Source organism: Streptomyces sp. NPDC091209 (assembly GCF_044757755.1).
Lineage (GTDB): Bacteria > Actinomycetota > Actinomycetes > Streptomycetales > Streptomycetaceae > Streptomyces.
This window is the reverse complement of sequence record NZ_JBIVVR010000004.1, coordinates 371241-388432: the sequence shown is the minus strand read 5'-3', so window position 1 is coordinate 388432 and position 17192 is coordinate 371241. Positions and strand designations below refer to the sequence as shown.

At 71.0% G+C, this 17192-nt stretch carries 13 protein-coding genes and 1 pseudogene; 5 read left to right on the top strand and 9 right to left on the bottom strand.

Annotated elements, in window-relative coordinates:
* Positions 1-24: 24 nt before the first annotated feature.
* On the top strand, positions 25-495 hold the full coding sequence (locus tag ACIQRL_RS14560; RefSeq protein ID WP_401331417.1) for an Lrp/AsnC family transcriptional regulator: 471 nt from the start codon (positions 25-27) through the stop codon (positions 493-495).
* A 10-nt stretch (positions 496-505) separates the two neighbouring features.
* Here the strand turns inward: ACIQRL_RS14560 and ACIQRL_RS14555 are convergent, their stop codons facing one another.
* The gene (locus ACIQRL_RS14555; RefSeq protein WP_401331415.1) at positions 506-1090 is read right to left on the bottom strand and encodes a TetR/AcrR family transcriptional regulator; all 585 of its coding nucleotides are present in this window, start codon (positions 1088-1090) and stop codon (positions 506-508) included.
* Positions 1091-1337: 247 nt separating this feature from the next.
* On the opposite strand from ACIQRL_RS14555, the gene ACIQRL_RS14550 reads away from it, so the two are divergent.
* Positions 1338-3044 (top strand): PHP domain-containing protein, encoded by a 1707-nt coding sequence (locus tag ACIQRL_RS14550; protein WP_401331413.1) that lies wholly within the window; start codon positions 1338-1340, stop codon positions 3042-3044.
* Positions 3041-3652, top strand: coding sequence for a hypothetical protein (locus ACIQRL_RS14545; protein WP_401331411.1), 612 nt, complete (start codon positions 3041-3043; stop codon positions 3650-3652). The genes ACIQRL_RS14550 and ACIQRL_RS14545 overlap by 4 nt, the downstream gene beginning before the upstream one ends.
* 82 nt (positions 3653-3734) lie before the next feature.
* Here ACIQRL_RS14545 and ACIQRL_RS14540 read toward each other — a convergent pair whose 3' ends face one another.
* From ACIQRL_RS14540 to ACIQRL_RS14515, 6 genes are all read right to left on the bottom strand, one after another.
* Positions 3735-6668, bottom strand: coding sequence for a glycoside hydrolase family 2 TIM barrel-domain containing protein (locus ACIQRL_RS14540; RefSeq protein ID WP_401331409.1), 2934 nt, complete (start codon positions 6666-6668; stop codon positions 3735-3737).
* A gap of 12 nt (positions 6669-6680) precedes the next feature.
* Positions 6681-7559, bottom strand: coding sequence for a carbohydrate ABC transporter permease (locus tag ACIQRL_RS14535; protein WP_401331749.1), 879 nt, complete (start codon positions 7557-7559; stop codon positions 6681-6683).
* Positions 7560-7567: 8 nt separating this feature from the next.
* A complete protein-coding gene (locus ACIQRL_RS14530) occupies positions 7568-8533 on the bottom strand; it encodes a carbohydrate ABC transporter permease (RefSeq protein WP_401331407.1) in 966 nt (321 codons plus the stop codon).
* A 20-nt stretch (positions 8534-8553) separates the two neighbouring features.
* The gene (locus ACIQRL_RS14525) at positions 8554-9816 is read right to left on the bottom strand and encodes an ABC transporter substrate-binding protein (RefSeq protein WP_401331405.1); all 1263 of its coding nucleotides are present in this window, start codon (positions 9814-9816) and stop codon (positions 8554-8556) included.
* Between the two features lie 251 nt (positions 9817-10067).
* Positions 10068-11315 (bottom strand): ROK family transcriptional regulator, encoded by a 1248-nt coding sequence (locus tag ACIQRL_RS14520; protein ID WP_401331403.1) that lies wholly within the window; start codon positions 11313-11315, stop codon positions 10068-10070.
* Between the two features lie 189 nt (positions 11316-11504).
* Entirely contained in the window at positions 11505-12755 is a 1251-nt protein-coding gene (locus ACIQRL_RS14515; protein ID WP_401331401.1) for an FAD-binding protein, read from the bottom strand.
* A gap of 230 nt (positions 12756-12985) precedes the next feature.
* Between ACIQRL_RS14515 and ACIQRL_RS14510 the strand changes: the two genes are divergently transcribed.
* Entirely contained in the window at positions 12986-13963 is a 978-nt protein-coding gene (locus tag ACIQRL_RS14510; RefSeq protein ID WP_401331399.1) for a hydroxyacid dehydrogenase, read from the top strand.
* Between the two features lie 735 nt (positions 13964-14698).
* On the opposite strand, the gene ACIQRL_RS14505 is transcribed toward ACIQRL_RS14510, so the two are convergent.
* Positions 14699-15250: an alpha/beta fold hydrolase gene (locus ACIQRL_RS14505; protein ID WP_401331748.1), complete on the bottom strand. Its 552-nt coding sequence runs from the start codon at positions 15248-15250 to the stop codon at positions 14699-14701.
* Positions 15237-15494: pseudogene (locus ACIQRL_RS14500) on the bottom strand (alpha/beta fold hydrolase); the annotation flags it as partial. The gene ACIQRL_RS14505 and the pseudogene ACIQRL_RS14500, both read right to left, overlap by 14 nt.
* 254 nt (positions 15495-15748) lie before the next feature.
* Between ACIQRL_RS14500 and ACIQRL_RS14495 the strand changes: the two are divergent.
* Positions 15749-17071, top strand: coding sequence for a radical SAM protein (locus tag ACIQRL_RS14495; protein ID WP_401331397.1), 1323 nt, complete (start codon positions 15749-15751; stop codon positions 17069-17071).
* Positions 17072-17192 lie beyond the last annotated feature (121 nt).

The window sequence follows — 17192 nt, the reverse complement described above, 5'->3', positions numbered from 1 at the left end:
GGCAGATTGGGAAGGGTGGCGGTCATGGATGAACTTGATGCGGCGATCGTGGAGCACCTTCAGCGCGACGCCCGGCAGACCAACCGGGATCTGGCCCGTCAGCTCGGTATCGCTCCGTCGACCTGCCTGGAGCGGGTACGGGCGTTGCGCAAGCGCGGTGTGATCACCGGATACCACGCGGCCGTCGACCTGCGCGCCCTCGACCGCCCCGTCCAGGCGCTGCTGTCCGTGCGGGTGCGGCCGCAGAGCCGCGAGGTGGTCGAGGGCTTCAAGGAGTACGCGGCCGGTCTCCCCGAGGTGCTGTCCGTCTTCGTCGTCGCGGGCGGCGAGGACTTCCTCGTCCATGTAGCCGTCCCGGACGTCGACCGGTTGCACTCCTTCCTGCTGGACCGCCTCAGCGAGAGACCCGAGATCGTCGACTACCGCAGCTCGGTGATCCATCAGTATCTGAACAACCCGGTGACGAGCCCGCTCGGACCCACCGGCACCGGGTGATGGGCGCGGGTCAGTGCCGGTCCTCCTCCGCGCGGGGCCAGTGCTCCAGGGCCACGTGCAGCGCGTCCAGCGCGTGCCGCCACGACGCCTCCACGGAGCGCGGGGCGCCGAATCCACCGATCGCCTCCAGGTTGCAGTAACCGTGGAAGGTGCTGCGCAACAGGCGTACCGCGTCGGTCAGATCGGGCTCGGACAGCCTGTACGCGCGCAGCATGCCGTACGTGACCTCGGCTGTGCGGCGGTAGGCCGTCGTCCCGGCGACGAGGGCCGGGTCGAGCTGTGTGTGGGTGGCCCGGTAGCGGCCGGGCCGCTCCAGCGCGTACGACCGATAGGCGTCGGCGAAGGCGACGAGCGCGTCCTTGCCGGCCCGTCCGGCCACGGCGGTGGCGATCCGGTCGATCATCTCTCCCGACGCGAGCAGCGCGATGCGCTCGCGCAGCTCCCGCAGATTCCTCACATGCGCGTACATGCTCGCGTCCTTGACCCCGAACTGCCGGGCCAGCGCCGCCACGGTGACGTTCTCGAAGCCGATCTCGTCCGCGAGATCGGCCGCGGCCAGCACGACCCGCTCGGTCGTGAGCCCGGCACGAGCCATGAGCACCACCTTTTCGCCACAGACCATTTCCTAGGGAACCCAGGCAGAACCCTAGTCCCGGCGGACCGTCAACTCCGCGGAAGTCCTGACGCAACGGACATCCGGAATGTCAACAGGCCTTTAGGTAAGGGCAGTTGACCGACCCAGGTCGCCCCGCGAACACGAGGGCGCCGCCCGCCGTTCATGCTCCGCGCCGAATCTCCTCATGACGCGCCCGCAGGGGCGGGGCGGAATTCAGGAGGCGGTCATGGGGCACACGCACGGACACGAGCACGGGCATCACCATCACCACCATCACGACCACGAGGAGACGGGCGCCGCGCTCCCCGCCGCCTTCGACACCTCCGTGCCCGACGAGGCCCTCACCCCCGAGCAGCAGTCGCGCCGCTCACTGCTGCGCCGCGCGGGACTGCTCGGTGCCGGCCTCGCCGCCGGCAGCGTCCTCGCGGGGGCCGCCACCCCCGCCTACGCCTCCCCGGGCGGCCGGCGCAGAGACGGCTTCCTGTGGCTGGCCGGTGACCACCACATCCACACCCAGTACAGCAGCGACGGCAAGTACCGCGTCCGCGACCAGGTCCGCCAGGGTGCCGCGCACGGCCTGGACTGGATGGTCATCACCGACCACGGCAGCGTGACGCACGCCAAGATCGGCGTGGACAAGGTCAACCCGGACATCCGGGAGGCCCGGGACGCCTACGAGGACACGCTCGTCTTCCAGGGCCTGGAGTGGAACATCCCGGCCGCCGAGCACGGCACCGTCTTCGTCCACCCGGGCCGCAACGAGGTCGCGGTTCTCAAGCAGTTCGAGACCGACTACGACGGCAGCGTCAAGAACGCCTCCGACTCGACGCCCGCCAACGAGGCGCTCGCCATCGCGGGCCTCAACTTCCTTGCCGATCAGGTCCAGCGGCGCCGCGTCAAGGACATCCTGATGCTGGCCAACCACCCCGCCCGCAAGGGCCTCGACTCCCCGCACGAGATCCGCGCCTGGCGTGACGCGACCCCCGCGTCCCACCAGATCGCCGTCGGCTTCGAGGGCGCGCCCGGCCACCAGGGCGGCGGTATCGAGAAGACGTACGGCATGGGTGTCGCGCGCGGTCTGTACGACAACAGCCCGAGCGCCAACTCCTTCGCCGGGTACCCGCTGGAGAGCTACCGCACCTGGGGCGGCTTCGACTGGATGACCGCCACCGTCGGCGGCCTGTGGGACAGCCTCCTCGCCGAGGGCAAGCCCTGGTGGATCACCGCCAACTCCGACTCCCACCAGGTCTACACGGACACCGCCGTACGCGGCGGACCGGACAGCGACTTCGACGCCAACGGCCGGCACACCGACCCGGTCTACGGCGGCAAGATCGACCTCACCCAGGGCGACTACTGGCCCGGCCAGTACAGCCGTACGCACGTCGGTTCCGACGGGTTCTCGTACTCCGCCGTGATGGACGGCATCCGCGCCGGGCGGGTGTGGGTCGACCACGGGCAGCTCCTCAGCGGTCTGGACGCCCGGGTCTCGGGTGGCGGACGCTGGGCCACCCTCGGCGGCGCCCTGCACGTGCGCAAGGGCACCCGGGTCACCCTCACCGTCGACGTGGGACTGGCCGGCGGCCCCAACTGGGCCGGCTTCGTGCCGAAGCTGGCGCGAGTCGACGTCATCCAGGGCGATGTGACGGGCGCGGCCGCGGACCGGGACACGATCACCGCCCCCACCGCGCGGGTCACCAAGTCCTACGAGGTGAACAAGTCGGCCGGCACGGTCCGCCTCACCTACGACCTCGGCGCCGTCGACCACCCGGTGTACGTCCGTCTGCGCGGCACCGACGGCAACCGTTCCGCCGTCGGCCTGAGGGGCGCGGCGGTCGACCCGGTGGGTCCGGCCGTGGACGTCCTCGGCGACGCCGACCCGTGGAAGGACCTGTGGTTCTACTCCAACCCGGTGTGGGTCCTCCCGTCGTGAGCGAGTGGTACGTCGTCGGAGTCGACACCGGTCACACGGGAGCCCTGCGGGAGGCCGACCACCTGCTGCTGGCGCTCGCCGCCGAACTCGGCCTGAAGGACCACGTGCTGGGCTGCACGCATCACGTACGGGACGGGCGGCGGCCGCACACGGCGCTGTCCTTCGCCGTGCCGTCGGAGCGTGCGGCCCGCGCGATCCGGCAGCGGCTCACCGAGAAGGGGTCCGGTCCCGACGCCGGCCCCGGTGTCCTCCTGGGCGTCGCCTTCGGCGGTGAGCCGCACGGGCCCGACGAGCTCGCGGCCGGAGCCGCCCATGCCGCCGCGGAGCACACGGCGCGCACGGGCGGCCGTGCCGTCCTGTACCCGGGGGCCGACGCCGTCACCGGCGTCATGACCGTCGCGCGGCTGCTGGAAGTGTCGGCGGTTGACCAGGTCACCGTGCTCGGCTCGCCCGAAGGTCCGGACCCGGAGGCGAAGTTGGTCACCCGTGAGCACGTCAGGCCGGAGTGGCGCGACGGTCGTCTGGTCCTCGCGGCGATGCCCGCCGCGGGCGGCACCCTGGTCCCCTTCGAGGTGCCGGACCCGACGCCCTGCTGCGCCGACCACTGAGCCCGACGGGCGCCGAGAGGGCGGGTGCGACCGCGCGGCCGGACGGCTGAAGAGCCGTCCGGCCGCGTTCGGTACCCGGGCCTCAGTCCCGGATCTCCGAGAAGACGAACGAGAACTCCGCTGATGCGGCCCGCAGTTGATACCGGGGGAGCACGCCGGGACCGCAGGACTGGGAACCGATGCCCTGCTGTCCGTGGTCGAGGTTGACCCAGACCGTGTCACCCGGGCGCAGGTCCGCCAGATGGTCCGCGGCGTCCAGCTGCTCGGTCGTCCAGCGGCGCGCGGTGAACCAGAAGGCCGGGTCGCCCTCGATCCGCAGACCGCCGATCTCGGCCCAGCGGACGTCGGGCCGGGCGCCGTTCTCCTGCGGGCGCACGTACGGAGTCTGCAGCGCGTCGACCGTGGACTCCCAACGACCCGTCATGCAAGCCGATTTGGTGTCGGGGTATCCCTCGCCCGGTCCGCCGCCGAACCAGGTCACCCGGTCCGCGGAGCCCGCGAGCCCGAGCCGGACGCCGAGCCGCGGCAACGGCAGCTTCCAGTGGCCCTCGGGCGCCACGGACACGGTCAGACGCAGCCGGGTGCCGTCGGAGGTCCACCGGTACACCGTGCGCAGGCCCACCTCCCGGGCCGCCGGCGCCACCCGGGTCCGTACGGTCAGGGCGTCGTCGCCCGACTCCACCCCGTCCAGGCGGTGCCGCATCCGGTGCAGCCCCAGGGTGCGCCAGAGCGGGCCGTAGCGGGCGTCCGGCTGCCAGCGCGCGCCGTTGTCGTTGTCGGTCGGGGCGCGCCACACGTCGAGGCGCGGACCGGTGACCTCGACCCCGCCGACGGCCAGCAGCGCACCGGTGCGGGCGTCGAAGGTGCCGGGTCCGAGGGTGATCACCCGCTCGTCGCGCACCGGAACCGCGGACGGCGTGAAAGGCGGCAAGGCAGCCTCGGTCAACGGTAGTTGGGTCCAGGCGACGACATGGCCGCGCGGCCCCCACGCCGTCTCCTCGGCCAGCACCGCCCGGACCGTCCACCGTGTCTCGGCGCCCCTCGGGTCGGCGGGCGGCGCCGGCAGTTTGACGTCGGCCGACTCGCCCGGCGCCAGCGCGGGCACCGGGAGCGGGCCCGACTCGACGGTCTCGCCGTCCACTTGGTAGGACCACTCGAAGGCGAGGGCGGAAAGGTCCGCGAAGTCGTACCCGTTGGTGACGCGTACGGTGCCGTCCGAGCCCGTGACGGGTTCCCGGCCCGGTTCGGACGGGGCGCCGGCGCCCCCGCCGTCGATGCGGACGGGCTCGATCACCTTCTTGTACTCGACGAGCCCGGGGGACGGCGTCCGGTCCGGGAAGAGGAGTCCGTCGCAGACGAAGTTCCCGTCGTGCAGTTCCTCGCCGAAGTCCCCGCCGTACGCGAACCCGTACCGCTCGTCCTTGACGCCGTGGTCGATCCACTCCCAGATGAAGCCGCCCTGGACGCGGTCGTACGCGGTGAAGAGGCGTTGGTAGTCCGCGAGTCCGCCGGGGCCGTTGCCCATGGCGTGCCCGTATTCGCAGAGAATGAAGGGGAGTTGACGTCGCCTCAGACCTCCGCCGTCCAGGTGCCGGCCGATCCGCTCGACCTCGGCGTGGTCGGCGTACATGCGTGAATAGACGTCCGCGTCACGGCAGTCGAGGTCGCCCTCGTAGTGGATGAGCCGGGAGCTGTCGCGCTCCCGGATCCACTCGGCCATGGCGGTGAGTCCGCGCCCGGTGCCGGCCTCGTTGCCGAGGGACCAGAGGACGACGGACGGATGGTTCTTGTCGCGCTCGACCATGCGCGCGGCCCGGTCGAGCAGCGCGGGTGTCCAGCGGAGGTCGTCGACGGGGTTGTCCCGCCAGGCCTGTTCGGTGAAACCGTGGGTCTCCAGGTCGCACTCGTCGATGACCCACAGACCGTAGGCGTCGCACAGGTCGAGGAAGGCGGGGTGCGGCGGGTAGTGCGAGGTGCGCACGGCGTTGATGTTGTGCCGCTTCATCAGCAGCACGTCCGCGAGCATGGTCTCCGGATCGAGGGCGCGGCCGTTCTCCGGATGCCATTCGTGCCGGTTGACGCCCTTGAACAGGATCGCCGTGCCGTTGACCTTGATCAGGCCGTCCTCAAGGGCGACGGTACGGAAGCCGACGCGCAGCGGGACGCGCTCGCCCTCGGTGACCAGTTCGCCGTCGTACAGCCGGGGTGTCTCGGCCGTCCACGGCAGCACCGGCACGGTGACCGCCGCGCCCGTCTCGACATCGATGTCCAGCGCGGGCACGAGGACCCGCCCGTCGACGTCGGAGTCGATGCGCAGGGTCCCCAGACCCTGGTGATGGTCGTAGGAGGCGTGCACGAAGAAGTCGAGCGCGCAGCCCGCCGGGCGGTGCAGCAGGGTGACGTCACGGAAGATGCCCGGCAGCCACCACTGGTCCTGGTCCTCCAGGTAGGAGCCCGCCGACCACTGGTGCACCCGGACCGCGAGCACGTTGGTGCCCGGCTTCAGCAGATGGCCCACGGCGAACTCGTGCGGAAGCCGCGAGCCCTTGAACTCGCCGAGGTCCGTGCCGTTCAGCCAGACCCGGGCACAGGACTCGACCCCGTCGAAGCGCAGGACCGAACCGCCGTCCGCCGGCCAGTCCGGCGGCAGGCCGAAGTGGCGCAGGTGGTCACAGGTCGGGTTCTCGGTCGGTACGCGCGGCGGGTCGACCGGGAACGGGTAGAGGTGGTTCGTGTAGATCGGCGCGCCGTGACCCTGCAGCACCCAGTGGCCGGGGACCCGGACCTCGGCCCAGCCCCCGGGCTCGTACCCCTCGGCCGCGAAGGAGTCGTCCTCGGCGTCGGCGGTCGGCGACAGCCGGAAGTTCCAACTGCCGTTCAGGGAAAGGGACCTGGCGTCCGAGGCCGCGTACCAGGCGCGCGGCGGGAGAGCGCCGCTGCCGGGGGAGACGTCCTCGACGTAGTCGGTGGCGGACGGGGGAGAGGCCGGTAGTCCGGGAGAGGTGCGGAAAGACATGCGTCTCCTAGTTCAGCCCTTGATGCCGGTCTGCGCGATTCCCTGGACCAGCCAGCGCTGGAGGAACAGGAACACGAACACCAGGGGCAGGATGGAAATGGCCGTGGCCATGAAGATCAGATGGAAGTTGACGGTCTGGTTCGTCATGTACGAGGACAGGGCGACCTGGACCGTCCAGGCGTCGGGGTCCTGGCCGATGACCAGCGGCCACAGGAAGGCGTTCCAGCCGCTGATGAACGTGATGGTCGCGATCGCGGCGAAGAAGTTCAGGGAGTTCGGCACGACGATGCGCCAGTACGCGCCCCAGTAGCCGAGCCCGTCCATGCGCGCCGCCTCCTCCAGCTCCCTCGGGAACCCCAAGAAGTACTGCCGGAAGAGGAAGCACGTGAAACCGCTGAAAAGCCCCGGAATGATGAGACCACGAAGACTGTCCACCCAGCCGAGCGACGACACGAGCACGAAGCTCGGCACGAAGGTGACGGCGGAGGGGACCATCAGCGTGACCAGCACCCCGTAGAAGACCTTGTCGGCGTGCCTGTACGGGATCCGCGCGAGGCCGTAGCCGGCGAGCGAGCAGACCAGCAGGGTGCCGAGGGTGTGCAGGACCCCGACGACGGCGGAGTTCCACAGGGAGCGGGCGAAAGGGACGGTGGGGTCGTCGAACAGCTCCCGGATGTTGCCCCACTTGAGGTCGGTGGGGAAGAACTGCCAGTTCTCGCCGGTGATCTGGGCGTCGGTCGACAGGGAGTTGCGCACGAGCAGATAGAAGGGGACGAGGAACAGCAGACCGGCGACACCGGTGGCGACGTACAGACCGGTGCTGCCGAGGACTCCGCCCCGGTCCCGCCGGCGCTTCTGCGGCCCGGCGGCGTGGGCCTTGCGGCCCGGCATGACGGCGGTCACTCGGCTTCCTCCCCGCGTCCGAATCCCATGAACGTGCCCTGGAGCAGGGTCACCACGCAGATCAGCAGGGTGAGGATGACCGCCCCCGCGCTGCCCGCGCCGTAGTCCTGCGCCTGGCCCAGCGCCGTGTAGTACAGCTCGACGAGCGGCGGGCGGCCCCAAGTGGTCTTCGAGAGCAGGTTGTAGAACTCGTCGAAGGCCTGGTAGGCGGCCACGAGGAGCAGCAGGATCACGGCCGTCGAGGTGGCCCGCAGCTGCGGCAGGGTGATGTGGCGGAAGGTCTGCCAGCCGGGCCTGGCGCCGTCGATCGCGGCGGCCTCGTACAGCTCCGGCGGGATGTTCTGCAGGGCGGCCAGGAAGAGGATCATGTAGAAGCCGGCCTGGAGCCAGAGCCGGGCGCTCACGATGACCAGCCAGTACCAGGGCGGATCGGGGTCGGCCAGCCAGGCGATGTTCTCGACCCCGAACCAGCCGAGGACGGTGTTCATCAGCCCGAAGCGGACCCCGCTGAAGATGGACATCTTCCAGATCAGCGAGGCGGCGACATAGCTGCACGCGGTCGGCAGGAAGAACACCGACCGGAAGAACGCCCGCATGAACCGCAGGCGGTTCACCAGCAGCGCGAGGCCGAGGGAGAGCGCCCAGGTCAGCGGCACGATGAACGCGGCGAAGACGGTGAACGTCAGCAGCGACCCGGTGAAGTCGCTGTTCTCCAGCATCTGCCGGTAGTTGTCGAAGCCGACGAACTTGTCCGGGGTGACCGTGAAACGCGCCTCGAAGAAACTCAGCCACAGGCTCCAGCCGATCGGCACGTACACGAAGACGAGCAGACCGATGAGGAAGGGGCCGGTGAAGAGCCAGAAGTGGAAGGTGGCGCCGCCCCGGAGTCCCCGCCGCGGCCGGGGCGTCGTGGCCTCGGCCGGGGCGGGGCGCGAGACACCGCGTGAGGTGGTGGTCGACATGTCGCAGCCCGTCCGTCGGTCTATCCGAAGAGCTTCTTGAGCTCGCGGTTGACGGTCTGGTCGGCCTTGTCGAGTGCCGCCTCCGGATCCCCGTTCTTGCGGACGCAGTTGGCGAAGACGTCCTCAAGGGCGGTGATCATGGACTGGGTCCAGCCGATGTTGTCGAAGTGCCCGTACTCGCCGAAGAGTTTGACGCCCTCGGCGGGCAGGCCCGACTTGAGCTTGGTGGCGGACGCGGCGAGCGAGGTGCGCGGCGGGATGTGGAAGCCGTACGACAGCGACCAGTCCTCCTGGTACTTCTTCTGGTCGATCCAGAGCCACTTCACGTATTCCTTGGCCAGGTCGACGTTCTTGCCCTTGGCATTGACGAACATCGACCAGCCGCCGTTGTAGACGGAGGGCTTGCCGGAGTCGGTGACCTTCGGGAAGGCGAAGACCCCGATGTCGTCGCCGAGCGCCTGCTGCATCTGCGGCATCGCCCACATCCCGCAGAACTGGATCGCGCACAGGCCCTGGTTGATCGCCGACGGGTCCCAGTAGTCGGCCGGGGCGTCGAGGAGCAGGTGGCCGCTGGTGAAGAGCCCCCGCATCTTCTTCAAGCCCTCCTTGACCCCCTCGGTGTGGTACGCGATCTTGTTGTTCGAGTCGAGGGTGTCGGCGCCCGCCGACCAGATCATCGGGTTGATGACCGCGTGCAGGTCGTTGCCGATGAACAGGCCCTTGACCTTTCCGGTCGTCAACTTGGCGGCGGCCTCGATGAGTTCGTCGAGGGTCGTCGGCACCTTGACGCCCGCCTTCTCCAGCAGGGAGGGCCGGTAGAAGAAGAACTGCGGGTCGTCGATCATCCGGACGCCGTATATCTTCCCGTCGACCGTGTGCGAGGCGATGTCGGCCGGATTGAAGTCGTCCTTGACCGGATCGATGATGTCGCTCAGGTCCGCCACCTGGCCGCTCTTGACGAGCTGGATCTGCGGGTGGAACTCGAAGAGATCGGGCGCGCTCTTGGTGAGCAGCGAGGCGAACAGTTTGCTCTCGAAGTCGCTGCCGGTGATCCACTGCGTGTTCACCTGGGCCTTGTCGTAGGCCTTCGCGTACTTCTTGATGGCCTGCTCGGTGCCGGCCTCCCCGTAGGCGTGGAAGTACTGGACCAGCCCCTTGCCCGAACTCCCGCCCCCGGAACGCCCGTTGTTGCTGCCGCACGCGGCCAGCGGCCCGAGGGCTGCGAGGCCGGCGGCGGCCCGCAGTACGGATCGACGGTCCCAGTTGCTGCTCAATGCCGACATGGTGACGTCCTTGTCTTGGATGCGGTCTGAGTGCGGCTGCGGCTCGAATTCGCGGTGCGGTGCGGGACGTTAACCTTCTGCTAAGGCTTCGGCAAGGGGTTGGACGAAGTCGGTGTGAAGCGTTGCCGGGGGTTCGGGATACCGGACGCGACGGGGTCGCGGTCCACCGCCGCGGCGGACCGCTTACGCTCAACTCGTCGTGATACGTGCCGACTTGGAGTGGCCCGCGCTGGATCGGATCCCGTTCGCCGTCACGCCGGAGGCGCTGTACGGCTCCTCGCGGCAGCGGCCCGCTTGGCCGGCCGCTGGCCCACCGACTGGAGTGCGCCTTCGAGGGCGAACGTCGCCGCGCCGAGGCAGACGGGGTCGGTCGGAATGGGGGAGAGGACGATCTCGGTGGCCGCGAGCGGGCGCCGCAGCGCGTGCCGGGCGACGGCCTCGCGCACCTCGCGCAGCAACGGTTCCCCGAGCGTGGCCGCGACCCAGCTGCTCAGCACGACCACTTCGGGGTTGAGCAGGTTGACCAGGTCGGAGATCCCGGCGCCGAGGTAACGGGCGGTGTCGCGTACGACCTTGAGGGCCACCGGGTCCTGCGCGGCGACCCCCGCCGCGAGGGCGTCGATGGTGGCGGTCTGGTCCTCCGGGTGCAGCAGCGCGCTCCCGGGGCTCAACTCCCGCAGATTCAGCATGATGCCGGGTGCCCCGACGTACGTCTCCACGCAGCCGTGGTTGCCGCAGTGGCACAGTCGCCCGTCCAGCACGAGCGTGGTGTGGCCCCACTCGCCGGCGCTGTTGCTGACTCCTCGGTGCAGCCCGCCGCCGAGCGCGAGACCGGCGCCCACGCCCGTGCCCAGATTGACCACCACGGCGTCACCGCGTCCACGGGCCGCGCCGAACCACAACTCGGCGACGGCGCAGGCGCGCAGCGGGTTGTCGAGGTGCAGGGGGTAGGCGATGTGCTCCGCGAGCAGATCGAGCAACGGCACGTCGTGCCAGTCCCAGTTGGGCGCGTACTCCGCGATCCCGGTGTCCCGGTCGACCTGCCCGGGGACGCTGACGCCCACGCCGAGGACCCGCGCGCCCTCCACCCCGGCCTGCGCGACCACCGAGCCGACGGCGGCCGCGACATGCCCGACCACCTGCTCCGGGCGGCTCTCGCCGGGGCGCATGTCCTCGTCGGCGCGGGCGAGCACGTTCAGGGCCAGGTCGAACAGCTCGACACGGACGTACGTCTCCGCGATGTCGACCCCGATGAGGGCGCCCCCCGCCGCGTTCACCGCCACCAGCCCACGCGGCCGGCCGCCCGCGGAGTCCTCGAACCCCACCTCGGTCAGCATCCTGAGGTCGAGCAGCTCACCGACGAGCGTGGCCACCGTGGCCAGACTGAGCCCGGTCGCCGCCGCCAACTCCTGTCGCGAGGTGGGGGATTCGGCGATGATCTGGCGCAGCACCTCGTATCGGTTCGCGGTGCGGATGTCGCGTGAAGTACCGCGCTTCATGAGGCTCCCCTCGCTTCCGCGCACCGGGTACCGGGCGCTTCGGCCGACCAGATCTACGGGCCGGGGTCCGGGGTGCCCCGGGGCGGCACGGTACCGGACGCTTCCGTCGGTCCCCTCCGCGCCATGACGAGGCCCGTCGGCCCCGGCGCTGCGCAAGGCTATGGCCTGCCGGGGAATTTCGACAAGGGGTTAGGAAAGGGGGTGGAGAAAGTCCCCCACGAAGGCGTTGGTGAACGTGCCCGTCGGGTCGAGCTCGTCGGCCAGTGTCCTGAACTCGGCCAGCCGCGGGTACCGCTCGCGCAGCGCCGTCGGCGGTACGGTGAACACCTTGCCCCAGTGCGGCCGCGGCTCGAACGGGTCAAGCGCCTGCTCGACCCGTCGTACCACCGGCAGCACCGCCTCGGTGTCCTCGACCCAGGTGAAGTGCAGAGCCACGGTGTCCCGGCCGTACGAGGGACTGAGCCACTGGGCGTCGGCCGCCACGGTCCGCACCTCGCAGATCTGCAGCAGCGGCGCGATCGTCGCACGGATCGCGTCCAGGGCGTGCAGCGCGTCCAGGGCGTCCGAACGCGCCAGCAGATACTCCGACTGCAGCTCGGCCCCGCTGCTCGGGGTGAACTCGGCCCGGAAGTGCGGGAGTCGCTCGTGCCAGGGCCCCGGAACGCCCAGTTGCTCGGTGCAGTTGCGGGCGGGCATGCCCGGTACCGGGTGCAGGGCCTCGGTCGCGGGCGCCGCCCAGGGGAAGTCGGGCAGCGGCTGGTCCGTGCGCCGCTTGAGCCACACCTGCCGGAAGCCGGGACGCCCCCAGTCGGTGAACAGGCTCACGCTGTACGCCGACGCGGCGACCGTCTCGAAGTCCAGTCCCTCCAGGGGGAGTTCGGTGAACACGTGCTGGCTCACCTCGAAGTCCGGCTCCAGGTCGAGGGTGAGTGCGGTGACCACACCGAGCGCGCCCAGCGAGGTCACGGCGCCGTCGAAGCGTGTCTCGCTCCGGCCGATCGTCAGGGCCGAGCCGTCCGCAGTGATCAGTTCGACCTCGCGCACGGCGGAGGCGAGCGACCCGTTCGTGACTCCGGACCCATGGGTGCCGGTGGCGACCGAACCCGCCACGGAGATGTGCGGGAGGGAGGCCATGTTGTGCAGCGCGAACCCGTGCTCGTGCACCAGGCGGGCGAGTTCGGCGTACCGGACGCCGCCCGAGACCCGTACCGTACGGGCCGTCGTGTCGACGTCCACCTCCGGCGGCAGCGCGGTCAGCGACAGCAGGACGCCGTCCGGGCCCGGCTCGGCGATCTCGTTGAACGAGTGCCCGCTGCCCAGCACCCGCACGCGGGAGCTGTCCGCCACCAGCGCGCGCAGCGCGTCGAGTGCGGCGGGCCGGTGCAGCTCCTCGGCCGTGTACGTGATGTTGCCGGCCCAGTTGGTCAGGGTCCGAGTCATCCCTGTCGTCCCTTCCCGTGGAGTCGCCGTACGTGGCCGGTGCGATGACCACCCGGGGAACGTACCCTGCCGGTCCGCCGAGCAGGCACACCGGCCCGTTGACCCTCTCACGTGGCGCGATCTACCGTGGAGAGCGCTTGCTGTCGTCGGCGTCACCGAACCGGAAGGCCACCTCCTTGCCCGAGCGTCCTGTGGTGATGTCGCCCGAGCGTCCTGTGGCGATGTTCGCCATGACCGCCGAGAACGTGACGCGGATCTTCCCTCCCGACGTGCTCGCCCGGCTGCGCGAGCTGGTGGACGTCGATCTCTCCTCGGTGGCTGGCGACTTCACCGATCCGCGGGTACGGGCCCGCCTCGCCGACACCGAGATCCTGATCACCGGCTGGGGGTGCCCCGTCCTCGACGCCGGCACGCTCGACGCGGCCCCGAAGCTGCGGGCCGTGCTGCACGCCGCGGGCTCCGTCAAGAGCTTCGCCACGCCGGCGGTGTGGGAGCGCGGGATCGTCGTGTCGTCGGCCGCCGCCGCGAACGCGCTGCCCGTCGCCGAGTACACGCTCGCCATGATCCTGCTCGCGGGCAAGGACGTCTTCGCCCACCGGGACCGCCTGCGCACCGAACGGACCTTCCCCTACGGGCAGATCCTCCCCGGCCTCGGCAACTTCGGCCGCCGCGTCGGCATCGTCGGCGCCTCCCGCATCGGCAGGCGCCTCATCGAACTGCTCCGGCCCTTCGACCTGGCGGTGAGTCTCGCCGACCCCTACGTGGACGCGGCCGGGGCCGCCGCCCTCGGTGTCCCTCTGCTGCCGCTCGACGCCCTGCTCGCCGGCAGCGACATCGTGACGATCCACGCCCCGGAGACTCCGGAGACCCGGCATCTGATCGGCCGCCGCGAACTCGCGCTGATGCCCGCCGGATCGGTCCTGATCAACACCGCACGCGGCTCCCTGGTCGACCACGCCGCCCTCGTCGACGCGCTGCGCGCCGAGCGGATCAGCGCGATCCTCGACGTCACGGACCCCGAGCCGCTCCCCGTCGACTCCCCCCTGCACGACCTCCCGAACGCGTTCATCACCCCCCACCTGGCCGGTTCGCAGGGCAACGAGGTCGCCCGGCTCGGCCTGACCGTGCTGGGGGAGGTCGAACGCCTGCTGTCGGGAGGGCGGCTTGAGTTCCGGATCGACCGGGAGGATCTGGAGCGGGCCGCCTGAGTCCGGCGCCCGAGGGCCCGACGCCTGGGCCGGGCCCCCCGCCGGGGTGCGTGAGCAGGCCGCCTGTGGGCGAAGGCACCCGGGCGTTCACGAATGCCTGGACCGGCGGCCTGGCTCGCATCGCGCCTGAACTGCGGCTTCGATAGGCGCACTTGTCTCAGCGGGACCCGGCCCGGCAGCCGCGACCCGGCAGTCGCGCGCGCCGCGACGCCCGATCAGGCGGGCGGCCCCGTCGTGCCCGACCGGGCAGGGCTCCGGCAGGCGCGCGCGCCGCGACGCGCGATCAGGCGGGCGGCCCCGTCGTGCCCGACCGGGCAGGGCTTCGGTAGCCGCGCCCCGGCAGTCGCGCGCGAGCGGCGACGCCGGTCCGGCAGGCGTCCCCGTCGTGCCCGACCGGGCAGGGCTCCGGCAGGCGCGCGCGAGCCGCGACGCGCGATCAGGGGGGCGGCCCCGTCGTGCCCGACCGGGCAGGGCTTCGGTAGCCGCGCCCCGGCAGTCGCGTGCGAGCGGCGACGCCGGATCAGGCAGGCGGCCCCGTCGCGCCCAATCGGGCAAGGCACCGGTAGCCGCGCCCCGGCAGTCGCGCGCGGGGCGCGACGCCGATCCGGCGGGCGGCCCCGTCGCGCCCGAGCCGCGAGGCCCGATCCGGCGGGCGGCCCCGTCGCGTCCGACCGGGCAGGGCCCCGGCAGGCGCGCCCCGTCGGGTTCGGCCTGCTGCGCCCGGCCCCGTACGCGTCAGCCGGTGGGTGGTGTGTCGTCGGCGGGAAGACCCCGGTGAGCGGGCCGGGCCAGGAATGCCGTCGTCGTGGACACGAACCGTTCCGGGTCGTCGAGCCACGGGAAGTGCCCCGCGCCGGGCTGGACCACCAGCTCGGCGTGCGGGAACAGTGCGGCGATCCCGGCCATCGCGGGAGGCGGGGAATTCAGGTCGACCTCCCCGGCGAGTACCAGCACCCGGGGACGCCAGGCGGGCGAGCGCCGCCCGGGTGGCGTCCGGGGTGAAGGCGCCGACGGCGTAGCGGGCCGCGGCCTCGTGGTTCTTGTGCGCGTCCTCCGCGTCCCGGTGCGCCCGCGCGGCCTCGTCCCAACGGCCGTACCAGAAGGGGGTGATGGCCCGGAACGCGTCGGCGTCCCCGTTTCCGGCGACGATCGCCTCCAGCGCCGCGAACGCCTCCGGGAACCACGGCTCGTCCCGGCGCAGCAGTGCCGTCGCCCGCCTGACCTCGGGAGAGATCTCGATCCCGACGGCGAAGACGCTCGGCGTGATGAGCGCGAGCCGCGCGACACGTTCCGGACGGCGCTGCGCGTAGAGCAGCGCCAGATTCGTCCCGGCGGAATGCGCGAGCAGGTCCATCCGGTCGAGGCCGAGGTGTTCGCGCAGTGCCTCGACGTCGTCGACGAGCCGGTCGCAGCGGTACGAGGCCGGGTCCGCCGGGATCGCGGACCCACCGGTGCCACGCGGGTCCATCATGATCAGCCGCCGGTGGGCGGACAGCCCGCCCAGGTCCCCGAGATACCCGCAGTCCTGCATCGGTCCGCCGGGCAGACACACCACCGGTGAGCCGTCCCCGAAGGTGTCGAACGTCAGCTCGGTCCCGTCGTACGCGGTGAAGGAAGGCATGGCGACGACTCTCGCAGCGGCGCCCGGACGGAGCAAACGAGATCCGGTCCCGCGGTGGGCGTCGCGCGGCGCGAGGGGACCCGGCACGGCCGATGTCCGAGCGGGGGCATACCGTGAGGAGTCGAACACGGCAGACGAAGCAGGTCGGGAGCGAGGAGATCGGGATGGGCAGCCGCACCGCGCTGGTCGAGGATCTGATGGAGCGGTTCCCGCACGTACCGCGGGAAGCCGTCATCAAGGAGGACCTGCTCCGCGGGGGCGTGGCTTTCGACGCCTCGGCCCTCAGCGACAACGAGAGCGGCGACGTCAAGCCGAAGTCGTACTTCATCTTCTCCTTCGACCACGGCACCCTGCCCGAGCTCGGTGAGGCCGCGCTCCGGCGCCCGCCCGAGGAGATCATCCTCACGGGTGGCCCGTACGACCTGCGGCGCACCGTCGTGTCCGTGCGCGTCAATCCCGCCTCGCCGTACCGCGTCGCCGCCGACGACGAGGGCGTCCTCGGGCTCTACCTCGACGGGAAGCGGATCTCCGACGTCGGGGTGCCGCCGATGCCCGAGTACTACCGGCACACCCTCTCCAACGGGAAGTCCGTGATGGAGGTGGCCCCGACGATCCAGTGGGGCTACCTCATCTACCTCACGGTCTTCCGCGTGTGCCAGTACTTCGGTGCCAAGGAGGAGTGCCAGTACTGCGACATCAACCACAACTGGCGCCAGCACAAGGCCGCCGGCCGCCCGTACACCGGTGTGAAGGATGTCGAGGAGGTCCTCGAAGCCCTGGAGATCATCGACCGTTACGACACCGCGAAGGCGTCGACGGCCTACACCCTCACCGGTGGCGCGATCACCAAGACGGTCGCCGGGCGCGACGAGGCCGACTTCTACGGGCACTACGCCAAGGCCATCGAGGAGCGGTTCCCGGGGCGGTGGATCGGCAAGGTGGTGGCCCAGGCGCTGCCGCGCGACGACGTGCAGCGGTTCAAGGACTACGGCGTGCAGATCTACCACCCCAACTACGAGGTGTGGGACCGCCGGTTGTTCGAGCTGTACTGCCCCGGCAAGGAGCGTTACGTCGGCAGGGACGAGTGGCACAAGCGCATCCTCGACTCCGCCGAGATCTTCGGCGCGCGCAACGTGATCCCCAACTTCGTCGCGGGCGTGGAGATGGCCGAGCCGTTCGGCTTCACCACGGTCGACGAGGCCATCGCGTCGACGACCGAGGGACTGCGCTTCTTCATGTCGCACGGCATCACGCCCCGCTTCACCACCTGGTGCCCCGAGCCGACCACCCCGCTGGGCAAGGCCAACCCGCACGGTGCGCCGCTGGAGTACCACATCCGTCTGCTGGAGGCCTACCGCGCCACGATGGACGACTTCGGGCTCAAGTCGCCGCCCGGGTACGGAGAGCCCGGTCCGGGCCGAGCGGTCTTCTCCGTCAGCTCCTTCATGGACAGCCTTCCCGCGCAGGAGCCCGCTTCCCAGGTGTGACCCGCGCCCCCGAGGCGCACCCCGCACGGCCCGGACGTCATCCGTACGTCCGGGCCGTACGCGTCGTACTGCGCCCGTGCTACGCCCGTACCGCGCCCGTACTTAAGTGGTCAGCTCCGGA

Bases quoted from the DNA above. Each gene is read 5' to 3' on its own strand.
- ACIQRL_RS14560 (WP_401331417.1), top strand. From the start codon at position 25: ATGGATGAACTTGATGCGGCGATCGTGGAGCACCTTCAGCGCGACGCC.
- ACIQRL_RS14555 (WP_401331415.1), bottom strand. From the start codon at position 1,090: ATGGCTCGTGCCGGGCTCACGACCGAGCGGGTCGTGCTGGCCGCGGCC.
- ACIQRL_RS14550 (WP_401331413.1), top strand. From the start codon at position 1,338: ATGGGGCACACGCACGGACACGAGCACGGGCATCACCATCACCACCAT.
- ACIQRL_RS14540 (WP_401331409.1), bottom strand. From the start codon at position 6,668: ATGTCTTTCCGCACCTCTCCCGGACTACCGGCCTCTCCCCCGTCCGCC.
- ACIQRL_RS14535 (WP_401331749.1), bottom strand. From the start codon at position 7,559: ATGCCGGGCCGCAAGGCCCACGCCGCCGGGCCGCAGAAGCGCCGGCGG.
- ACIQRL_RS14530 (WP_401331407.1), bottom strand. From the start codon at position 8,533: ATGTCGACCACCACCTCACGCGGTGTCTCGCGCCCCGCCCCGGCCGAG.
- ACIQRL_RS14525 (WP_401331405.1), bottom strand. From the start codon at position 9,816: ATGTCGGCATTGAGCAGCAACTGGGACCGTCGATCCGTACTGCGGGCC.
- ACIQRL_RS14520 (WP_401331403.1), bottom strand. From the start codon at position 11,315: ATGAAGCGCGGTACTTCACGCGACATCCGCACCGCGAACCGATACGAG.
- ACIQRL_RS14515 (WP_401331401.1), bottom strand. From the start codon at position 12,755: ATGACTCGGACCCTGACCAACTGGGCCGGCAACATCACGTACACGGCC.
- ACIQRL_RS14510 (WP_401331399.1), top strand. From the start codon at position 12,986: ATGACCGCCGAGAACGTGACGCGGATCTTCCCTCCCGACGTGCTCGCC.
- ACIQRL_RS14495 (WP_401331397.1), top strand. From the start codon at position 15,749: ATGGGCAGCCGCACCGCGCTGGTCGAGGATCTGATGGAGCGGTTCCCG.